General features: G+C 59.2%; 14 protein-coding genes and 3 pseudogenes. 10 read left to right on the forward strand and 7 right to left on the reverse strand.

All coding sequences use genetic code 11. From position 1 onward, the window contains the following. The first annotated feature begins 20 nt into the window (after positions 1-20). The 3 genes from P0D71_RS11315 to P0D71_RS11325 all read left to right on the forward strand — a co-directional run bounded on the left by P0D71_RS11315 (position 21) and on the right by P0D71_RS11325 (position 3,130). Positions 21-419 carry a DUF2513 domain-containing protein gene (locus P0D71_RS11315; protein ID WP_408480019.1) on the forward strand — a complete coding sequence of 133 codons (399 nt, stop codon included), beginning with the start codon at positions 21-23 and terminating at the stop codon, positions 417-419. Further along, complete coding sequence (locus tag P0D71_RS11320; protein ID WP_408480020.1) at positions 409-1,374, forward strand: tyrosine-type recombinase/integrase; 966 nt, start codon at positions 409-411, stop codon at positions 1,372-1,374. The genes P0D71_RS11315 and P0D71_RS11320 overlap by 11 nt, the downstream gene beginning before the upstream one ends. Before the next feature lie 1,162 nt (positions 1,375-2,536). Next, the gene (locus tag P0D71_RS11325; protein ID WP_408480021.1) at positions 2,537-3,130 is read left to right on the forward strand and encodes a hypothetical protein; all 594 of its coding nucleotides are present in this window, start codon (positions 2,537-2,539) and stop codon (positions 3,128-3,130) included. Positions 3,131-3,537: 407 nt separating this feature from the next. Here the strand turns inward: P0D71_RS11325 and P0D71_RS11330 are convergent, their stop codons facing one another. Beyond that, entirely contained in the window at positions 3,538-4,167 is a 630-nt protein-coding gene (locus P0D71_RS11330) for a hypothetical protein (protein WP_408299354.1), read from the reverse strand. A 108-nt stretch (positions 4,168-4,275) separates the two neighbouring features. Between P0D71_RS11330 and P0D71_RS11335 the strand changes: the two genes are divergently transcribed. Then, a complete protein-coding gene (locus tag P0D71_RS11335) occupies positions 4,276-4,623 on the forward strand; it encodes a winged helix-turn-helix domain-containing protein (RefSeq protein WP_408299099.1) in 348 nt (115 codons plus the stop codon). Positions 4,624-4,659: 36 nt separating this feature from the next. Here P0D71_RS11335 and P0D71_RS11340 read toward each other — a convergent pair whose 3' ends face one another. Then, positions 4,660-5,787: a porin gene (locus P0D71_RS11340; protein WP_408480023.1), complete on the reverse strand. Its 1,128-nt coding sequence runs from the start codon at positions 5,785-5,787 to the stop codon at positions 4,660-4,662. A gap of 264 nt (positions 5,788-6,051) precedes the next feature. Further along, positions 6,052-6,342 (reverse strand): annotated as a pseudogene (locus P0D71_RS11345) (tyrosine-type recombinase/integrase); the annotation flags it as partial. Between the two features lie 362 nt (positions 6,343-6,704). Here P0D71_RS11345 and P0D71_RS36150 point away from each other — a divergent pair. The 4 genes from P0D71_RS36150 (at position 6,705) to P0D71_RS11365 (ending at position 9,888) form a co-directional block, all read left to right on the forward strand. Then, positions 6,705-7,283, forward strand: coding sequence for a hypothetical protein (locus P0D71_RS36150; RefSeq protein ID WP_459252300.1), 579 nt, complete (start codon positions 6,705-6,707; stop codon positions 7,281-7,283). 270 nt (positions 7,284-7,553) lie between these two features. Continuing rightward, entirely contained in the window at positions 7,554-9,269 is a 1,716-nt protein-coding gene (locus tag P0D71_RS11355) for a methyl-accepting chemotaxis protein (protein WP_408480024.1), read from the forward strand. A gap of 13 nt (positions 9,270-9,282) precedes the next feature. Continuing rightward, positions 9,283-9,576: a hypothetical protein gene (locus P0D71_RS11360; RefSeq protein ID WP_408299095.1), complete on the forward strand. Its 294-nt coding sequence runs from the start codon at positions 9,283-9,285 to the stop codon at positions 9,574-9,576. A 90-nt stretch (positions 9,577-9,666) separates the two neighbouring features. Further along, on the forward strand, positions 9,667-9,888 hold the full coding sequence (locus P0D71_RS11365; protein ID WP_408299093.1) for a hypothetical protein: 222 nt from the start codon (positions 9,667-9,669) through the stop codon (positions 9,886-9,888). A 54-nt stretch (positions 9,889-9,942) separates the two neighbouring features. Here the strand turns inward: P0D71_RS11365 and P0D71_RS11370 are convergent, their stop codons facing one another. The 4 genes and pseudogenes from P0D71_RS11370 to P0D71_RS11385 all read right to left on the reverse strand — a co-directional run. Continuing rightward, positions 9,943-10,140, reverse strand: coding sequence for a hypothetical protein (locus P0D71_RS11370; RefSeq protein ID WP_408299091.1), 198 nt, complete (start codon positions 10,138-10,140; stop codon positions 9,943-9,945). Positions 10,141-10,371: 231 nt separating this feature from the next. Further along, positions 10,372-10,719 carry a LexA family protein gene (locus P0D71_RS11375; RefSeq protein ID WP_408299352.1) on the reverse strand — a complete coding sequence of 116 codons (348 nt, stop codon included), beginning with the start codon at positions 10,717-10,719 and terminating at the stop codon, positions 10,372-10,374. Positions 10,720-11,343: 624 nt separating this feature from the next. Beyond that, positions 11,344-12,375, reverse strand: a pseudogene (locus tag P0D71_RS11380) (mannose-1-phosphate guanylyltransferase/mannose-6-phosphate isomerase); the annotation flags it as partial. 2 nt (positions 12,376-12,377) lie between these two features. Continuing rightward, positions 12,378-12,959: pseudogene (locus tag P0D71_RS11385) on the reverse strand (phosphohexomutase domain-containing protein); the annotation flags it as partial. A gap of 292 nt (positions 12,960-13,251) precedes the next feature. Here P0D71_RS11385 and P0D71_RS11390 point away from each other — a divergent pair. Continuing rightward, the gene (locus P0D71_RS11390; protein ID WP_408480026.1) at positions 13,252-14,514 is read left to right on the forward strand and encodes an oligosaccharide flippase family protein; all 1,263 of its coding nucleotides are present in this window, start codon (positions 13,252-13,254) and stop codon (positions 14,512-14,514) included. Continuing rightward, positions 14,511-15,341: a glycosyltransferase gene (locus P0D71_RS11395; protein WP_408480027.1), complete on the forward strand. Its 831-nt coding sequence runs from the start codon at positions 14,511-14,513 to the stop codon at positions 15,339-15,341. Before P0D71_RS11390 ends, P0D71_RS11395 begins: the two co-directional genes overlap by 4 nt. Positions 15,342-15,353 lie beyond the last annotated feature (12 nt).

A 15,353-nucleotide genomic window follows, 5' to 3' on the forward strand; every position in this document is an offset into this window, starting at 1 on the left:
AGCAAGCCCGAGGGCATGTGATGAAACGCGATATGGACCTGGTCCGAGAACTGATGCTCAAGCTTGAGGCGCTGCCCTTACCTTCGTCAGGATTCACCGTGATAGATGCAAGTACGGTGATGGTTGAAGGCTATACGGCCGAGCAGATCGACTACCACCTGTCCCTCCTGCAAGAGGCGCGCTTCATACATGCGGGCGGGTTGGACTTTGGCATGTCTGGTCCCGGGTTCAATTGCGGTGTTGGGTTCCGCAACCTCACTTGGGCTGGTCATGACTTCGTCGATGCCGTCCGCAGTCCCGATGTGTGGAGCCGGACAAAGCAGGCTGCATCCGCCGCGGGCGGATTTACGGTTGAACTGCTCGTGTTTGCAGCAAAAACGTACGTTGAAAGCAGGATCAAGGGGCTACTTGGTGGCTAGCACAGCCCCCGTTCTTCTCACCGGCGCCACGTTGCCGGCGCTGGTCGCCGGCGCTGGCGAGCGGGCCGGCATCCGGTTTCTCGAGTTCTTCGCGTCGGCGATCCGCAACCCGCACACACGCCGTGCGTACGCGCGCGCCGCGGGCGACTTCCTGACCTGGTGTGCCGGCGCCGGCGTGACGTCAATCACGGCGGTGCAGCCATTGCACGTCGCCGCATGGATCGAGCGGCAGACACAGACGTCGTCGGCGCCGACCGTCAAGCAGCAGCTCGCGGCGCTCCGGCACCTCTTTGACTGGCTCGTCACCGGTCAGATCGTGCCGCACAACCCGGCCGCGTCGGTGCGCGGACCTTCCCACACCACGAAAAAGGGAAAAACGCCGGTACTCGATGCGAGCGAGGCGCGGCAACTGCTCGACAGCATCGATGTGACGACGCCGATCGGGCTGCGCGACCGCGCGCTGATCGCGTTGATGGTGTTTTCGTTCGCACGGATCGGTGCAGCGCTCGCGATGCGGGTCGAGGATGTGTATGTGCAGCACCGGCGCCTGTGGGTCCGTCTGCGCGAGAAAGGCGGCAAGGCGCACGCGATGCCGTGTCATCACACGCTGGAAATCTACCTGCATGAGTATCTGGAGCAGACCGGCCTGCGCAATGAACCCAAGGGCCCGCTATTCCGCACGATTGCACGCGGCACCAACCAGCTGAGCACACGAGCGCTGCCGCAGGCGAACGCGTATGCGATGGTGCGGCGCCGCGCGCTGGCGGCCGGTATCCGCACGGCGATCGGCAACCACACGTTCCGCGCGACCGGCATCACCGCGTACCTGAAGAACGGTGGATCGCTCGAAAACGCCGCAGCGATGGCCAATCACGCGTCGACCCGGACCACGCAACTGTACGACCGGCGTCGGGACGACATCAGCCTCGATGAAGTGGAACGGATTCGTGTGTAATTGCATCGCAGTAAATCTTAAATAGGGCGGCTCTGTCCAGATCAGAGCTGGCATCCAGGCTTGCATCACGAATTGTCGAGAATGCCGCGTGTAGGTGCCCAAGACGTGCGAGCGCGAGAATGTATCGGCAAGACCGGATGAGGTTCGGCCTGCGCTCGCCATAAAAAAATAGCCCACTGTGAGAATCAGCGGGCTACAGAACACACGCCGGGAAAATGAGGGTGTCAACTCCCGGGAGCGATCAAGATATCCAAACTTTTTTTTCGAGTCAACGTGAAACGCTCTTGAATGACAGGCAGGACAATCTGAGGCAATAAAAATCTGTGATCGGTGCGATCTACACGCCAAGTAACCCCTCCGACTTTGCAGTCGGACTGAGCAACTCATCCTGGGTTTTCCGACATTCCTGTCTTGTCCGGGCCGGGTGCCCCTTCATGCAATGGGCCGACAAAATGGCCGCTCGCTATCGGCATGGCGTGGCGTTCAGGGCATAGACAAACTTCCGACGGCGCTGTCGCAGACCTGCAGCTGCCGCACATGTTGACTCTCCACTCCCATCTCCAGTCGTTATGCCCCGTCATCCGTGCTGTATCCCACACGTCGCCCTTCGACGTGGGTACCGCATCGTCGCGGAAACGAGTCAGAAAAATAAGCCAACCGCAGGGGAAGGCCCTCGCGATAGAGACAGCTCAGCTATATCGAGAAAAATTGGAGCAACGCGGCCGGGACATGGGAGTTTACGATGTGCTTGAGAAGGCATTGCCATCCGTGCAAGCGATTTTCATGGAAGCCCTGTCTGCGATGGAAGCAAGGCAGATCAAGCGTTGAAGTACGCACGCTTGCTTTGAAGCTCATCAACTCTATGCGGCTTGACCGCTATCGATGATTGCCTTCGACCATAACCCGCTCTGCGACGCAAGCGCATCATTGCTCAGCAAAATGCAAGCGATTCTGAGATTCCCTGCTGTCGCTAGATTGAGTGGCACGCAGCACCGCCTCGAATCTGCAACTATGGCCGAATGGCCAACGGGGCCCCCCTCCGAAAAAAACTTACGCGGCACCCTAAAGTTCGTCCTGGCGTGACCGCTAACCTAGTTGTAGCCGTGACCTTGCGCGACAATACTTGCTAACCTGTCGACTAAAAGTTATAGTTTTCATAACAATGAACCTGAGAGAACTGCAGCAACATAAACGGGCCGTCATGGTCGATGGAATAGTCAAAGAATCTCGACCGGTCGGTTGCGCTTCGCCCTCGTGGCTGGCTTGCTATCCGAATTTTCAAGACGCACTGCGGGGCGGTGAAACAAGTTTTCGAGCGCTGCCTCATTTCGCCAAGCTTCCCGTATTAAAGCGAACAGCCACCAACACAGAGGCACAAGCAGTTTTCACATCGGTGACTCTCAACGAAGTTCGCGCTGCTTATGTTGAACTCAGCACGACTTGCGTGGTGGAAGCAGTAGAGAGCTATCTCTCGGTCGGCATGCACAGCGAAAACTTGCAGAGCATTCGATCGTCGATTCTTGACACTATCGCTGCACAATTTCCACACGCGACAGTTCCCCAGGTAGCCAGACCGCCCTGCTTGCTCAGTCCAGGCAAAGGCATATTTCTTGACGGCTGGCAGCGCTTCTTTACCTATTTGTCCCGCGACGACAAGACCATACCGCTTCTTGCAGTTGATTGGCCCGTTTTTTATGAGCGCCTTGCTGGCAATTCGCCCGAAGACGGCAGGGCAGCGACGAACTTGCCACGCTAACATGTTCGCCGCCTCAACCCGCAAAAAATTCTTATATAGTCCTAAAGTTCTATGCCGGACGGAAGCTATCAAAAAAACGAACGTGCCTGTCCTCGCCCACATTGATATGGTATTTATAACGTTTAGAAGATCGCCCGGCTCAGTGACATCGTCTTGGCAGATCAACTGCTGGCATCGATCAGAATGGCGCACAAGGCTGCACGACTGCCTGCTCTTTCGCTGCCCTTGTTTCTGGCATCGATCGGAACCTCGAACTGGATTTTAACTATGGACCGATCTCGCTCGGAGCGTACTGGGGATACAGCGACTGATCCTACGGAAAACCTCACATCGAGCCTTGGCGACGTCTGTTAAAACAGACGTCGTTTTTCCGTCATCATCCGTTCGACCATCCGATGGCTACTCAATCAGGTAGGCTTCGTCGCTAACTGATTGGTGTATGCACTGCTTAATGCCAACTGAATGCTGAACATGCGATTCGACATGCGGGAATTGCTCGGCTGTTTCGGCAACAAGGCCAAAACTCCCTTCATCGTATACAGCATGATCAGTGCACCGGTCAGATCGCCCACGAACATCATGAAGAAACTTTCGCCAATGTTTTGCGTATTTCCTCGCAACGCGAACCAGATGTGGTGCAGCAGCGGATTCGCCACCGAGTACGCAACGCCCAGCACGAGCAATCGCTTCGGCGTGAGATTTGTCAGCGACGCCTTCAGCTCGTAGCGCTCCAATGCAAGTCTGTAAACCAGATAGGGAGCCAGCGAACCCAGAATGGCTCCCGCGATTGCGCGAACCGGGTCGTGCGGGAACCAATAGAAGAAGTCCATCAGCAGACCGCCAACCAGCAGGCCGACGAACCCATCGAATCCAACGAGCAACGTACTGAGAAGCCGAACACCGGACGGCAGGAAAATCCAGTTTATGCCTCGAACGAAAGACGTGTGAGTGAACACCTCCTGGTTGATCCACAGCGAGATCAAAAACGCGATCAGAGTCCCAGTGATCGACCAGAAATGCAAACGTAAGCTAGACATTGCGGTAAACTGCTCTTCCATGTTTATTATTGAGCGAATCATAACGCGCCTGCATGTCGTCCCGCGAGCGCCTATCTTCAACAGCCCATCCTCAACAGTGCGTAGGCAATGACACGTCCTGCTGATATCTACCTGCGATTCCTTCAACTGACCGAGGCATTGCGCGGTTTGCCTACACTTGCCGCGCTCGATCCGCTCGAAGAGCGGATACTTGAGTTTGTAGCTCGCGCAACACAGACCAAGAACCGGCTGTCGGTACGGGACATGATGGCGCAAAGCGAGCTAGGGTCGCCTGCAACACTACACGCGCGAATCACGTCGATGCGAGAAAAGGGCTGGATCATGCTCAGTGACACGGAGGACGCGCGGCGCAAACAGATCGAGCTGACACAAGCCGCGCTGCGTCATTTCGACAAACTCGGCGAAGCCTTTACCAAGGCCGCGAAGGGAACCTGACATTTTCCGTCTGTCGGTTTGACCGACACTATCAGGTCAGAAAAAACTCCGCATCCCCAGCGCAACCCCGGTCTGATTACTCCGCCCCTGCAATTCCACGCCTGCGGCGCCTGTTACCTTGTTGAAATCCACCGTGCCATAAAACTCGGTGCGCTTCGACAGCTCATACTCAGCCAGTTCAACCGCGGTATATCGGCTTCCGCTGCCCAACGTCCCACTGCCCGTCGCAGCGTTTCGCATGTGATCGTAGTAGAACGCGGTGGACAGGAGCAACGGAGCAGCGATCCGCCACGCAAACCCGGCAAATGGCCCGTCATCGATCCGGTTCGTGTTTTTCAACTGACTGATATCTGGGATCGGCTGTTCGGCAAGCAAGGTATCAACAAGGCCCGTGTTGTCTTGTGAATGCAGCCAGCCGGCATAGAACTTTACCCGGCGCAGTTCGTACATTAAATCGACGTTGAAGACCGTTTGCCGGTTATCCGAGTTGTCGCGCACCCGCTGAACGCCTGCCGCGACATTGAGCGGCCCATCTGAATACGACACCAGCAGGTTCGCAAGACTCCCTGCCGCGAAGTGGCCGGGGACCTGGCCCGAGAATCCGTCCGCACCGTCTAACTCGTAGTTACTTCCGAAGGAATACATCGCACCGACATACAGGCTGCCGAACTGGCCCAGGTATCTGATCGAATTGTCGGCAGCAAGACCAGCTTCGAGCGCCCACGGCAACCACGAATTTTCCGGGTAGTTCGCATAGGTCAGCGGGTCGTATGTCGTGACCAGTTTGTCGAACAGCGGCGTGTCCTGGCGGCCTAGCGTCACTGTTCCGAATCCACCCGATAGGCCAACATTAGCCGTGCTTCCGAAAAAACGGCCACCGTCGCTAAGCGCGCCATCCTGCGGATCGAAATTGCTCTCGATCTGGAACACAGTCTTCAGGCCTCGGCCTAGATTCTCCTCGCCACGCAACCCGACATGACTGTTGATGATCGCTCCGTTCGTCATGAATAGACGACCGTCGTTTTGAGCGTTATCGTTGGTCAAGTAGCGCAGCGTGATTTCAGTCATGCCATAAAGTGTGACCGAGCTCTGGGCCGATGCGTGCAGACAAGCCAATGCCGACGCAATGCCGCCCACCACAGCGGCAATCCGCGTGTTTCTCAAGTGCTATCCCCGCGATTTCTGGTCAAGCCGCAGGCCGATGCTGCGACTACTGTGCAGCGTCCGGAACAGGCGACGCGGCGCGCGAGATAATAACCGAAGCAGCCCATCGAGAAGCAACAGGACGGATTCATCCGTGTCGCGGTGATCGCTTTAGCTCGCAGAAGCACGCAATCATGCGTCGAAAAAACGCTTGCAGTCCGACGCTGGCGTCGCAACATGTCGACTAAATCGACGTGTCTTCGTATGCGCGACTCCAACTACCGGTTACACAAGGTCAACCGCCACCGGTTGCACCTCGTCATTGACGTCGATATAAACCTGCGTGGTCGAAATGTTGCGGTGTCCGGCGAGCGGCATGAGCACGCGAACGCCTATGCCCTTGTTTGCCAGATTCGTGATGAACGTGCGCCGACCTGAATGACTGCTCGCCCCGTCTATGCCGACCTGCTTGTACAGTCAGTGCAAGTACTGACACAACGTGTTCGCCGTGAACCCGGCGCGCTTCTGCGTATAGAACAGCGGCTTGTCCGGCATTAACTGTTTGAGGGTCGCCAAAACACGCTCAAAATCACCAAGCAAATGGCGCTAGAGCCCCCAACAGTTTGTCATCGCCGAATGAACTGCAAACCGCCAAACGCGCGACGCGAGGTCGGAACCGCGTGCATTGAAATTCTCTTGACGTTTCCGCACAACAGCCTGCCTCGAAACCTGCCGTACATCAAAAGAGGCATTTGCAATTGCTGAGGAGAGCTTATGTCAACCAGCCTCCAGCCTCGACAGATGATACTCCCACGGTATGTTATTAACCGTGGCAGTATCATTTATAGGTCATGTCATAAAAAAGGCCGGACGTCTCTCCCAGGCCACCGCCGCTGCCCACGCGGGCGGCGTCCTGGCGACCATCCCGGAGGCCGAGGGTGGCGCTTTCTACGTCGAACTCGACCTCGCCCGGCCGGCGCCGCCGTGCTGACCACGTCGAACAATCACGCCCGCGCGCTTTCCGCAGCCCGGTCAAGGCGCTCGAGATCATTCGGGAACTCGGTTTGCAGACGGGCCGGTTTTCGCTCGAGGCGTGGCGACCAGATGAAGTGGCGTTCGAGCGCCCCAATCGCCCGGATCGCGACGAGGCGATGGCGGCCGCGCATGCGAGCGCCGCAGCCTATGAGGAATGGGTCCGTCAGCAGATACAGAAGGCGATCGACGATCCACGTCCGTCCATCGAGGACCCGGTGATGAAAAAGGCTGATGCGCGCGTCTATGCGATGCATAAAGCAAGCGTGCGAGGACTTGAATGGAAGGTCCTGGCAGAAAACGTCCTGTTTGACATACTCGACTACATCGGACACGACAACCCGAGCAGCCGTGGAGCTTGCGCAGGAAATGCTGCTCCAAGATTGACGGCCTGTGCGAGCGCGCGACACTGTACCGTGCCGGTCGCGTGCCGGTCGCGTGCCGGTCGCGTGCCGTTGCACCCTGGAAATGATCGCTTACCGTAACTGGGTCGTGTTTTAGCCAGATCCAATATCAATTAAACAAACCCTTAAGAAAATCGCGCTTGTGCCGTTAGCAAACAGGAGGAACCCGCATCCTTTCGAGGCTATTTCTACGTCCCCCGGAATCAATTCCGCTATCTGGAAGCGCTGCAGGCTGGTCATCAACACGGTCGATGGCCAGCTCCTGTTCCTCACGAATATCGAAAGACTTACGTCGTGCGCGCGATGAGTCCGGTAGATCCGGTGTTGATCCATCCCAACGTGAAGCCTCACATGAATCTGAACGACATGAGAATTTCCACCCGGCTCGCGCTCGGGTTCGGCATCCTGACGTTGTTGATTGCCCTCATGGGGGGCATCTCGATAATCAGGAGCAGTGCTGTGGGCGACGCTTTCGACACGGTGGTCAATCAACGCTATGCAAAAATTGCTGCGCTTAACAACATCAAGGGCGGCTTAAACCAGATCGCACGCTCGCTGCGCAATGCGGTCATCATGAGTGATCCGGCCGACGTGAGGAAAGAACTCGGGGTGGTGGAGTCTACCCGTAAGATCATCGTCGATCAGTGGGGAACGCTTCAGACTCAAATCCGCTCTGAAAAGGGCAAAGCATTGGTGGATAGGGCAACGGATGCGCGCAGTAAGTACGCGGAGCTGCAGGTCAAATTCACCGGTCTGGTTGCAGCCGGAAAGACCGATGAAGCCAGGAGCTTGCTGCTGGGCGAATTGCGGCCGACACAACTGGCGTATTTTGCGGCAGTGGACGACCTGATCGCGTACCAGAAAGAAGCGATGGACGAATCCACAAGCCAGGCCTTTGCCGAGATTGCTAGCATGAAAGCTGTCATCCTGGCGTGCGGCGGCGTCGCCCTGATGATCGCCATACTGATGGGCATCTGGACCATCCGTGCCATTACGCGCCCGATCAGTCAGGCCGTGAAAATTTCGCGAGCCGTAGCGGACGGCGACCTGAGCGTAAAGGTCGACGCCGTCGGCAAGAATGAGACCGCTCAACTGTTGCGCGCGCTAAAGGATATGCAGGCCAGTCTGGCCAAGGTCGTCTCCGGCGTGCGCCAGAACGCTGAAGCCGTGACCACGGCGAGCGCGCAGATAGCGCAGGGAAATACCGATCTGTCACAACGCACGGAAGAGCAGGCGGCGTCGCTTGAGGAAACGGCGTCGAGCATGGAAGAACTGACCGGCACGGTCCGCCAGAATGCCGACAATGCGAAGCAGGCAACTGCATTGGCCAACACGGCATCGGGAATCGCGCAGCGAGGGGGCGAGGTGGTCGGTCGCGTCGTTGAGACCATGCAAGGCATTTCCGGCAGTTCAACCAAGGTCGCAGAGATTATCAGCGTGATCGAAGGCATCGCGTTTCAGACCAATATCCTCGCGCTCAATGCGGCGGTCGAGGCGGCCCGCGCCGGCGAACAGGGGCGCGGGTTTGCCGTTGTGGCCGGCGAGGTTCGCACGCTCGCCCAGCGCAGTGCGACTGCGGCCAAGGAAATCAAGGATCTGATCAGTGAGTCGGTGACTCGCGTCGATGCCGGGTCGAAGCTCGTCAATGAAGCCGGTAGCACAATCGGTGAAGTCGTCCAGGCGGTGAAACGCGTGACCGACATCATGAGCGAAATCTCGGCGGCATCGGAGGAGCAGAGCACCGGTATTGAACAGGTCAATACGGCGGTCGTCCAGATGGACCAGGTGACGCAGCAGAACGCCGCTCTGGTCGAAGAGGCTTCAGCTGCGGCACATTCGATGGTTCAGCAGGCGAAGGCATTGCGTGACGCCGTGGCCGTCTTCAGGATCGACGCAGATGGGGCATCTGCGTCACGAGTGACCGATCCGAAAACCGAGCCGCGGCGGTCGGTACTGGCGGTTCCCACGTCATCCCGTGCAGCGTTGACGATGCCAGTCGTGATCACCGGCAGGAAGACCGTGGTCGTAACGGATAACGGCGAGGCTGCGGACTGGCATGCATTCTGAGAGGATTGGAAAATTGGACGATACAGGCGATATGCTGGGCAAGCTGGCGCAACTGGTAACCGCCAACACGAAGACCGTGAGCGCGCTTGGCGCGCGGGCTATGGTTCTGGGCAAGTTTCTTGATGCAGCCCTGCCGCACCTCACGACGTTACAGCGCGCCGAAGTCACCAGTTCATTTCGACAAGGCATTGAAGATGCCTTGTCGTGTATGGACGATGTCGCGTTGCCCGCCGAATATCACTCGGCACTGCTTGAACTCACAAATGCAATCCTCGCCGCACTGGGTCAGGAATCCGTCACACGCTGATAGCCTCATATACTTTTTACAGCGCGGCGCGCATCAGGGCATTCGCCAGTCAACACTGAGTGTTTGATACAGAGGTAAGGGTCTGGCAGCATGCAACATTTTTTCATGACGCGAGCGAGCGCCGTTGCGTATCTGCTTGGGCTGCGGCGCGCGATGCCAGATGGGATTGTCGACCTGCGGGTTGGCGAGGCTGATGTGAGGATGCAGGAAGTGGATATGCTAGACCGCTTGCTGCTTGATGTCCGCGCGGGCCGGATTCGCGAATTCAGGCTGGACAAGCCGGAGGCCATGGAGGTAGTGGTCACAGATTGAATAAACACAAGTGCAGAACTCTGCCCAAACGACCCGGCGGGCGGCAAGTATCCGCTAAGGCCGCCTGGCAGAAGCCGTATCGGCGATAATCGAGCCGCTGCCGAGATACTCTTCAAACGAACTCTGGAGGAACTTGTCGACCTCCCTGTCGTCGAGATCCTCTGGCTCTATCCCTCGAATCCTGCAGAGAAATCTCAGGGTCTGTACCGCGGCATCGATGATTGCTGCTTCGGACGGTTTCGGTGTGTTCATGATGACGTTTTCGGCAAAAAGCGCGCGGACTTTAGCAAAATCGCGCTGTTAAAACCCGGTTCGAAACATCACATCCGCGTGGAGGCCGTTGCGCGGATTGGCGGTGTAAGGGAAGGGGGCCGGGCGCTTCTGAAGCCCAAGTCATGTGCGCCGATCGAGGGTACGCGTACGGGTTTGTCGCCCTTGTCGCCAGCGTGCGCGAACTGTCGTCGCCAGTTGCTTCCGGGGCCCTCACCCATCCAGGGCCTTCAGCACGTACGCCGACAGCCGGTCGAAATACCGCCACGCAGCCTCAGTAAGCTCGATCTGTTTGCGCCTGGAATCATCGGTGTCCGCGAGCCGGACCCAGCCTTTTCTCCGCATCGATTTCAGGCGACCGTGAAGCGTCGCGGGCGAACCGAGTCCGCTCTGCGTCATCAGGTCCCGGACTGATAGCCGCTCGTTGTCTTGTGCGGTGCAGGCTACCAGCGTCAGAATGCGCTCCTCGAGCGGGTCAAGCGGTAGCAGGGACGGTCCCTCACCAGGTAAGGCCCCGGTCAGTTGCAGGAAGCGCAGGTAAGTGTCAGCCGGGCGCGTCATAGGTGAAACCTGAGCCGTGCAAGTGGGCTGCCGGGGCAATGACGCGAACACGGTCTCGTCATAGCGGTCAGAATCCGCTTCTTCGCGAAGATTGACATTACTGTCTTTTGCGTCGTCCCGCCCCGCGAGCATCTTTACGTCCATTGCCAGCACCGCCGCGCTCAGGTCACGGATGATCTGGCGTGCCTGCTCCGGTGCCAGTCGAAAGCCGTGTTCGCCTGCGGCAATCGACACCTCCGATGCCATCTCCACCGACAGGCGCATCGCGACATGCTGGCTCGTGGCGTCAATCTGCCAGTCCTTTACCACCGCGAACGAAGGGAAATCCGTGTTCTCTGCGCCTTCCATAGGCTTAATTTGGCCCGACATTTCTGTTCGATGGGTGCTTTTGCCCGTGCACACTGCTGTCGTCCCTGACAGTGCCCAAACCCGTTCCGCGTCAAGCTTCTTTAGCCAGATTTTGCACGATGTAGACATAACTCCACATCGTCCAGCGGGATCGGGCACGCCTTCTGAACGCCACCAATATGAGGGCAAGCCAACGCCGTGCTTCCAGGCGGCGCTACGCTTCGACCGGGAGTCCGAAATCGGGCCCGCCGGCTCGACAGCTCAGTCTTTGCGCCGTCACGCCTTCGGCACGCGGCCGTAGGTGTCTTCGAACCGGACGATATCGTCTTCGCCGAGATACGCGCCCGACTGCACTTCGATCAACTCCAACGGAATCTTGCCCGGGTTCAACAGTCGGTGCGTAATGCCGAGCGGAATATACGTCGACTGATTCTCAGTCAGGATGATTTCCTTGTCGCCGTTCGTGACGAGCGCGGTGCCCTTCACGACGATCCAGTGTTCAGCGCGATGGTGATGCATCTGCAAACTCAGCTGCGCGCCCGGGCTGACGACGATGCGTTTGACCTGAAAGCGGTCGCCACTGTCGATGCCTTCATAGGAGCCCCACGGCCGGACCACGCGGCGATGCGTGACCGACTCGTGACGTCCCAGCGTATTCAACTGCGCGACGATCTTCTTGACGTCCTGCGCCTGGTCGCGATGCGCAACGAGCACGGCATCGGCGGTCTCAACGATTACTACGTTGTCCAGACCAATCGCCGCCACCAGACGGTGCTCGGCGCGAATGTACGAATTGGTCACCGCATCGGTGAGCACGTCGCCGATCTGCGCGTTGCCTTGCGCGTCACGCTCGGCGATCTCGGCGAGCGCGGTCCACGAACCAATGTCGTTCCAACCGAGATTCGCCACGGCGACCACGGCGGCACGCTTAGTTTTCTCCATGACGGCATGGTCGACCGAAATGTTCGGGCTGGCGGCGAAAGCTTGCGCGTCCAAACGCACGAAGTCGTTGTCGTGCTGCGCGGCCTTCAGCGAAAGCTCCGCCTGCAGCGCGATTTCCGGCTCGTAGCGGCGCAGTTCCTCCATATACGTGGAGGCCTTCAGCATGAACATGCCGCTGTTCCAGTAGTAGCCGCCTTCCACGACGAAACGGCAGGCGGTCGCGGCATCCGGTTTCTCGACGAACGAGTCGACGGCGTAGGTCGATGCGCCGTCGACGAGCGCCGCGCCCGCACGGATATAGCCGTAGCCTGTGTGCGGCTCCGTCGGCGTGATGCCGAAGGTAACCAGGTAGCCGTCCTTCGCGATCTCTTGAACAGCTTGGGCGCGAGGCCGCCGGCGACGCCGTTGCCCGTGTCGACCACGATCTTGATGGGACGCGCGAGCTTGATGTCGCTCGCGATGCGATCGAGATAGGCGTCGGCGATGTCGTACTCGGTGTACGTGCCGCTGCCTTCAGAGAAGTTCTCGTCGACGATGCGCTGATGCAGCGCGAGAATCTGCTCGCCGTAAATGGCCGCGCCGCGCAGGACCATCTTGAAGCCGTTGTAGTCCGGCGGATTATGACTACCCGTCACGACGATGCACGAATCGACGCGGCGCTCGCCGCCGTCGAGCTGCAAAGGCACGCTGGCCGCGAAATAACCAACCGGCGTGGGCACCATGCCCACGTTGACCACGTCGACACCGGCCGCACGCAGACCGTCCGACAGGGCCTGGATCAGTTCGGGACCCGACAGGCGGCCGTCGCGCGCGACCACCACGGCGTCGCCGCCTTGCGCCCGCACTTCGCTGCCGAACGCGCGGCCGATCGAACGCGCTGCGTCGGCGTCGAGCGTCTTGCCGATTACACCGCGAATGTCATATGCCTTGAAAATAGATTTGGAGATCATGTTGGCTCACTTGCGTGCAATGGAAAATTTTGACCGGCGCACCGATAACAAATCGGTAAAACACAGCGATGCGCCCTTGCCGGAAGCGATCCGGTTCCAACTTATAATTGCGCTTTTCGGACCAGCCTTAAAACACCATTCTAATGCTTAGACGCCCTCCAATTGTAAAGTTGCCGCGACAGTCGGCTGGGTGGGCAAACGCGCGCACTGCGCCGCTCGGGTCATTCGTGCCACCGTTGCCACCCGTGCTATCGGCGCGAACGGTGCGAACGGATCGCCGAGCGTCCAACGGATGCTGACGCTCAAACGCTTCGCCAATCCGGACGTCACGCGCGCCTTCACGAATATCGTCTGGCTCGGACTGGAACGGCTCACGCAGATCGGCGTGGCGATCGCGATCAGCGGCTTGCTGGCGCGCTACTTCGGGCCGGACGTCTTCGGCAAATGGCAATACGCCAATACGCTGCTGCTGGTGCTCTCGCCGATTACCTGGGTGTGCGGCGCGGAGATACTCGTGCCCACCATCGTCAACCGGCCGCCGGCGCAACTCGGCACTGTGCTCGGCAGTGCGTTTGCGCTGCGCATATCGGTCTCCGCCGCGGCGTTGCTGCTCACCTGGCTCGGCATTGCCCTGCATGTGTTCGAGCCGCTGGTCGGCGCGATGCTCGCCGGCCTCGCCGTGACCATGCTGTTTCGCGAGCCGTTCGTCGGCGTGATCAACGCGTGGCTGCAAAGCATGACCTACAGCAAGCCGCAGCTGCTCACCAGTATGAGCACCGCGGTGCTGAAAGCCGCTCTGGTGTATCTGCTGGTGCGCGCCGCGGCCACGCCCGCGCGCTTCGGCTGGCTGTGGGCGCTCGAATCGGCGGCCATCGGCGCCGTCCTCGTGTTCTATTACATGCGGCGACATGACGGCAAGCTCGGCTGGCATGTCGACCGTGCGCTCTTCAAGCACTTCGCAAGTGCAGGCACCGTGTTCTGGCTCGGCCTGATCTGTATGTATCTGTTCCTGAAACTGGACCGGCTCATGCTCGAACGGGCGATATCCTTTGCCGACCTCGGTCGTTATTCCGCCGCCCAGCAGTTGAACGAGAACTGGATCACGCTCGCGCTGATGCTCGCGCAGACCATCGCGCCGGCCTTCGTCTACCGGGTGCAGGACGCAGCCCAGTTGCGCCGCAACATGTGGCGGCTCACCGCCATGACCGCCGCGCTGATGGTGGGCGGCGCGCTCGTGCTGGATCTGCTGGCCGGCATCATCATTCGCCGCGTGTTCGGGCCGCAGTTCGAAGGCGCGATCGAGATTTTCCGCTGGGCCGTGTGGCTATCCGTGCCGGCCGGCATCGAAGCGATCGGCAATCTGATCGTGCTCAAGTATCAGGCCAAGTTCGTATTGCTCTCGAAGTGGCTGCTGGCGCTGGCTGTAGCGTTCGTGGTCAATCTGCTGGCGATTCCACGGCTTGGCGCTTACGGCGCGCTGGTGGGTCTGGCGGCCGGCTATCTGGCGGCCGCGTCGGTTAATCTTTATTACATTCGTTTCAAATTGCGCCCATGACGAACGCATCCGCCACCGCGCAAATGACCCTCGACGACGTCGCGGTGCTGATTCCCGCCTACAACGGCCAGGCCGACGTCGACCTCACGCTCGCGTCGTTCAGTGAAAGCGCGCCGGTGCATGTGCTGATCGTCGACGACGGCAGCACGCCGCCGATCGTCGCGCCGGCCATCGCCAATATGAAGATCGAAGTGCTGCGCATGGCGCAGAACGGCGGCATTGAACGCGCGTTGCAAACCGGTATCGACGCATTGGCCCAGCGCGGCTTTCGCTATGCTGCACGCATCGACGCGGGCGACCGCAGCGTGCCGCAGCGGCTTGCCAAACAACGCCTGTTCATGGAATTGCATCCGCGCGTGGCCGGCCTCGGCATGTGGACGCAAGTCGTCACCCGCGAAGGCACACCGCTTTTCATGCTGACGCCGCCCGCCGAACCGGACGCGATCCGCCGCTTGCGCTTTTTCCGCTCATGCCTCGCGCACCCTTCTATGATGCTGCGCATCGACGCCGTGCGCGCGGTCGGCAACTACCGCGCCGAGTACCGCTCCGCCGAGGACCTCGATCTGTTCGTGCGACTCATGGAGCAGTACGACTGCGCGAACCTGCCGGAGCTCGGGCTCTATTACGAGCTGAACGAAGGCGGCATTAGCGCGACCAAACGGCGCCGCCAGGTGAATTCGACGCTGCGGCTGCAACTGCGCTACTTCAACGCAGCCAATCCATACGACTGGCTGGGCCTCGCCAAAAATCTGCTGCATCTGGTGACGCCTTACCGCGCGCTGCAACGGATCAAGCGCAGCCTGCTCACGCCGCGCGCGAGCCACTGAATCATTCCCCCA

The sequence above is a fragment of the Paraburkholderia sp. RL17-383-BIF-A genome (assembly GCF_046028015.1).
Lineage (GTDB): Bacteria > Pseudomonadota > Gammaproteobacteria > Burkholderiales > Burkholderiaceae > Paraburkholderia.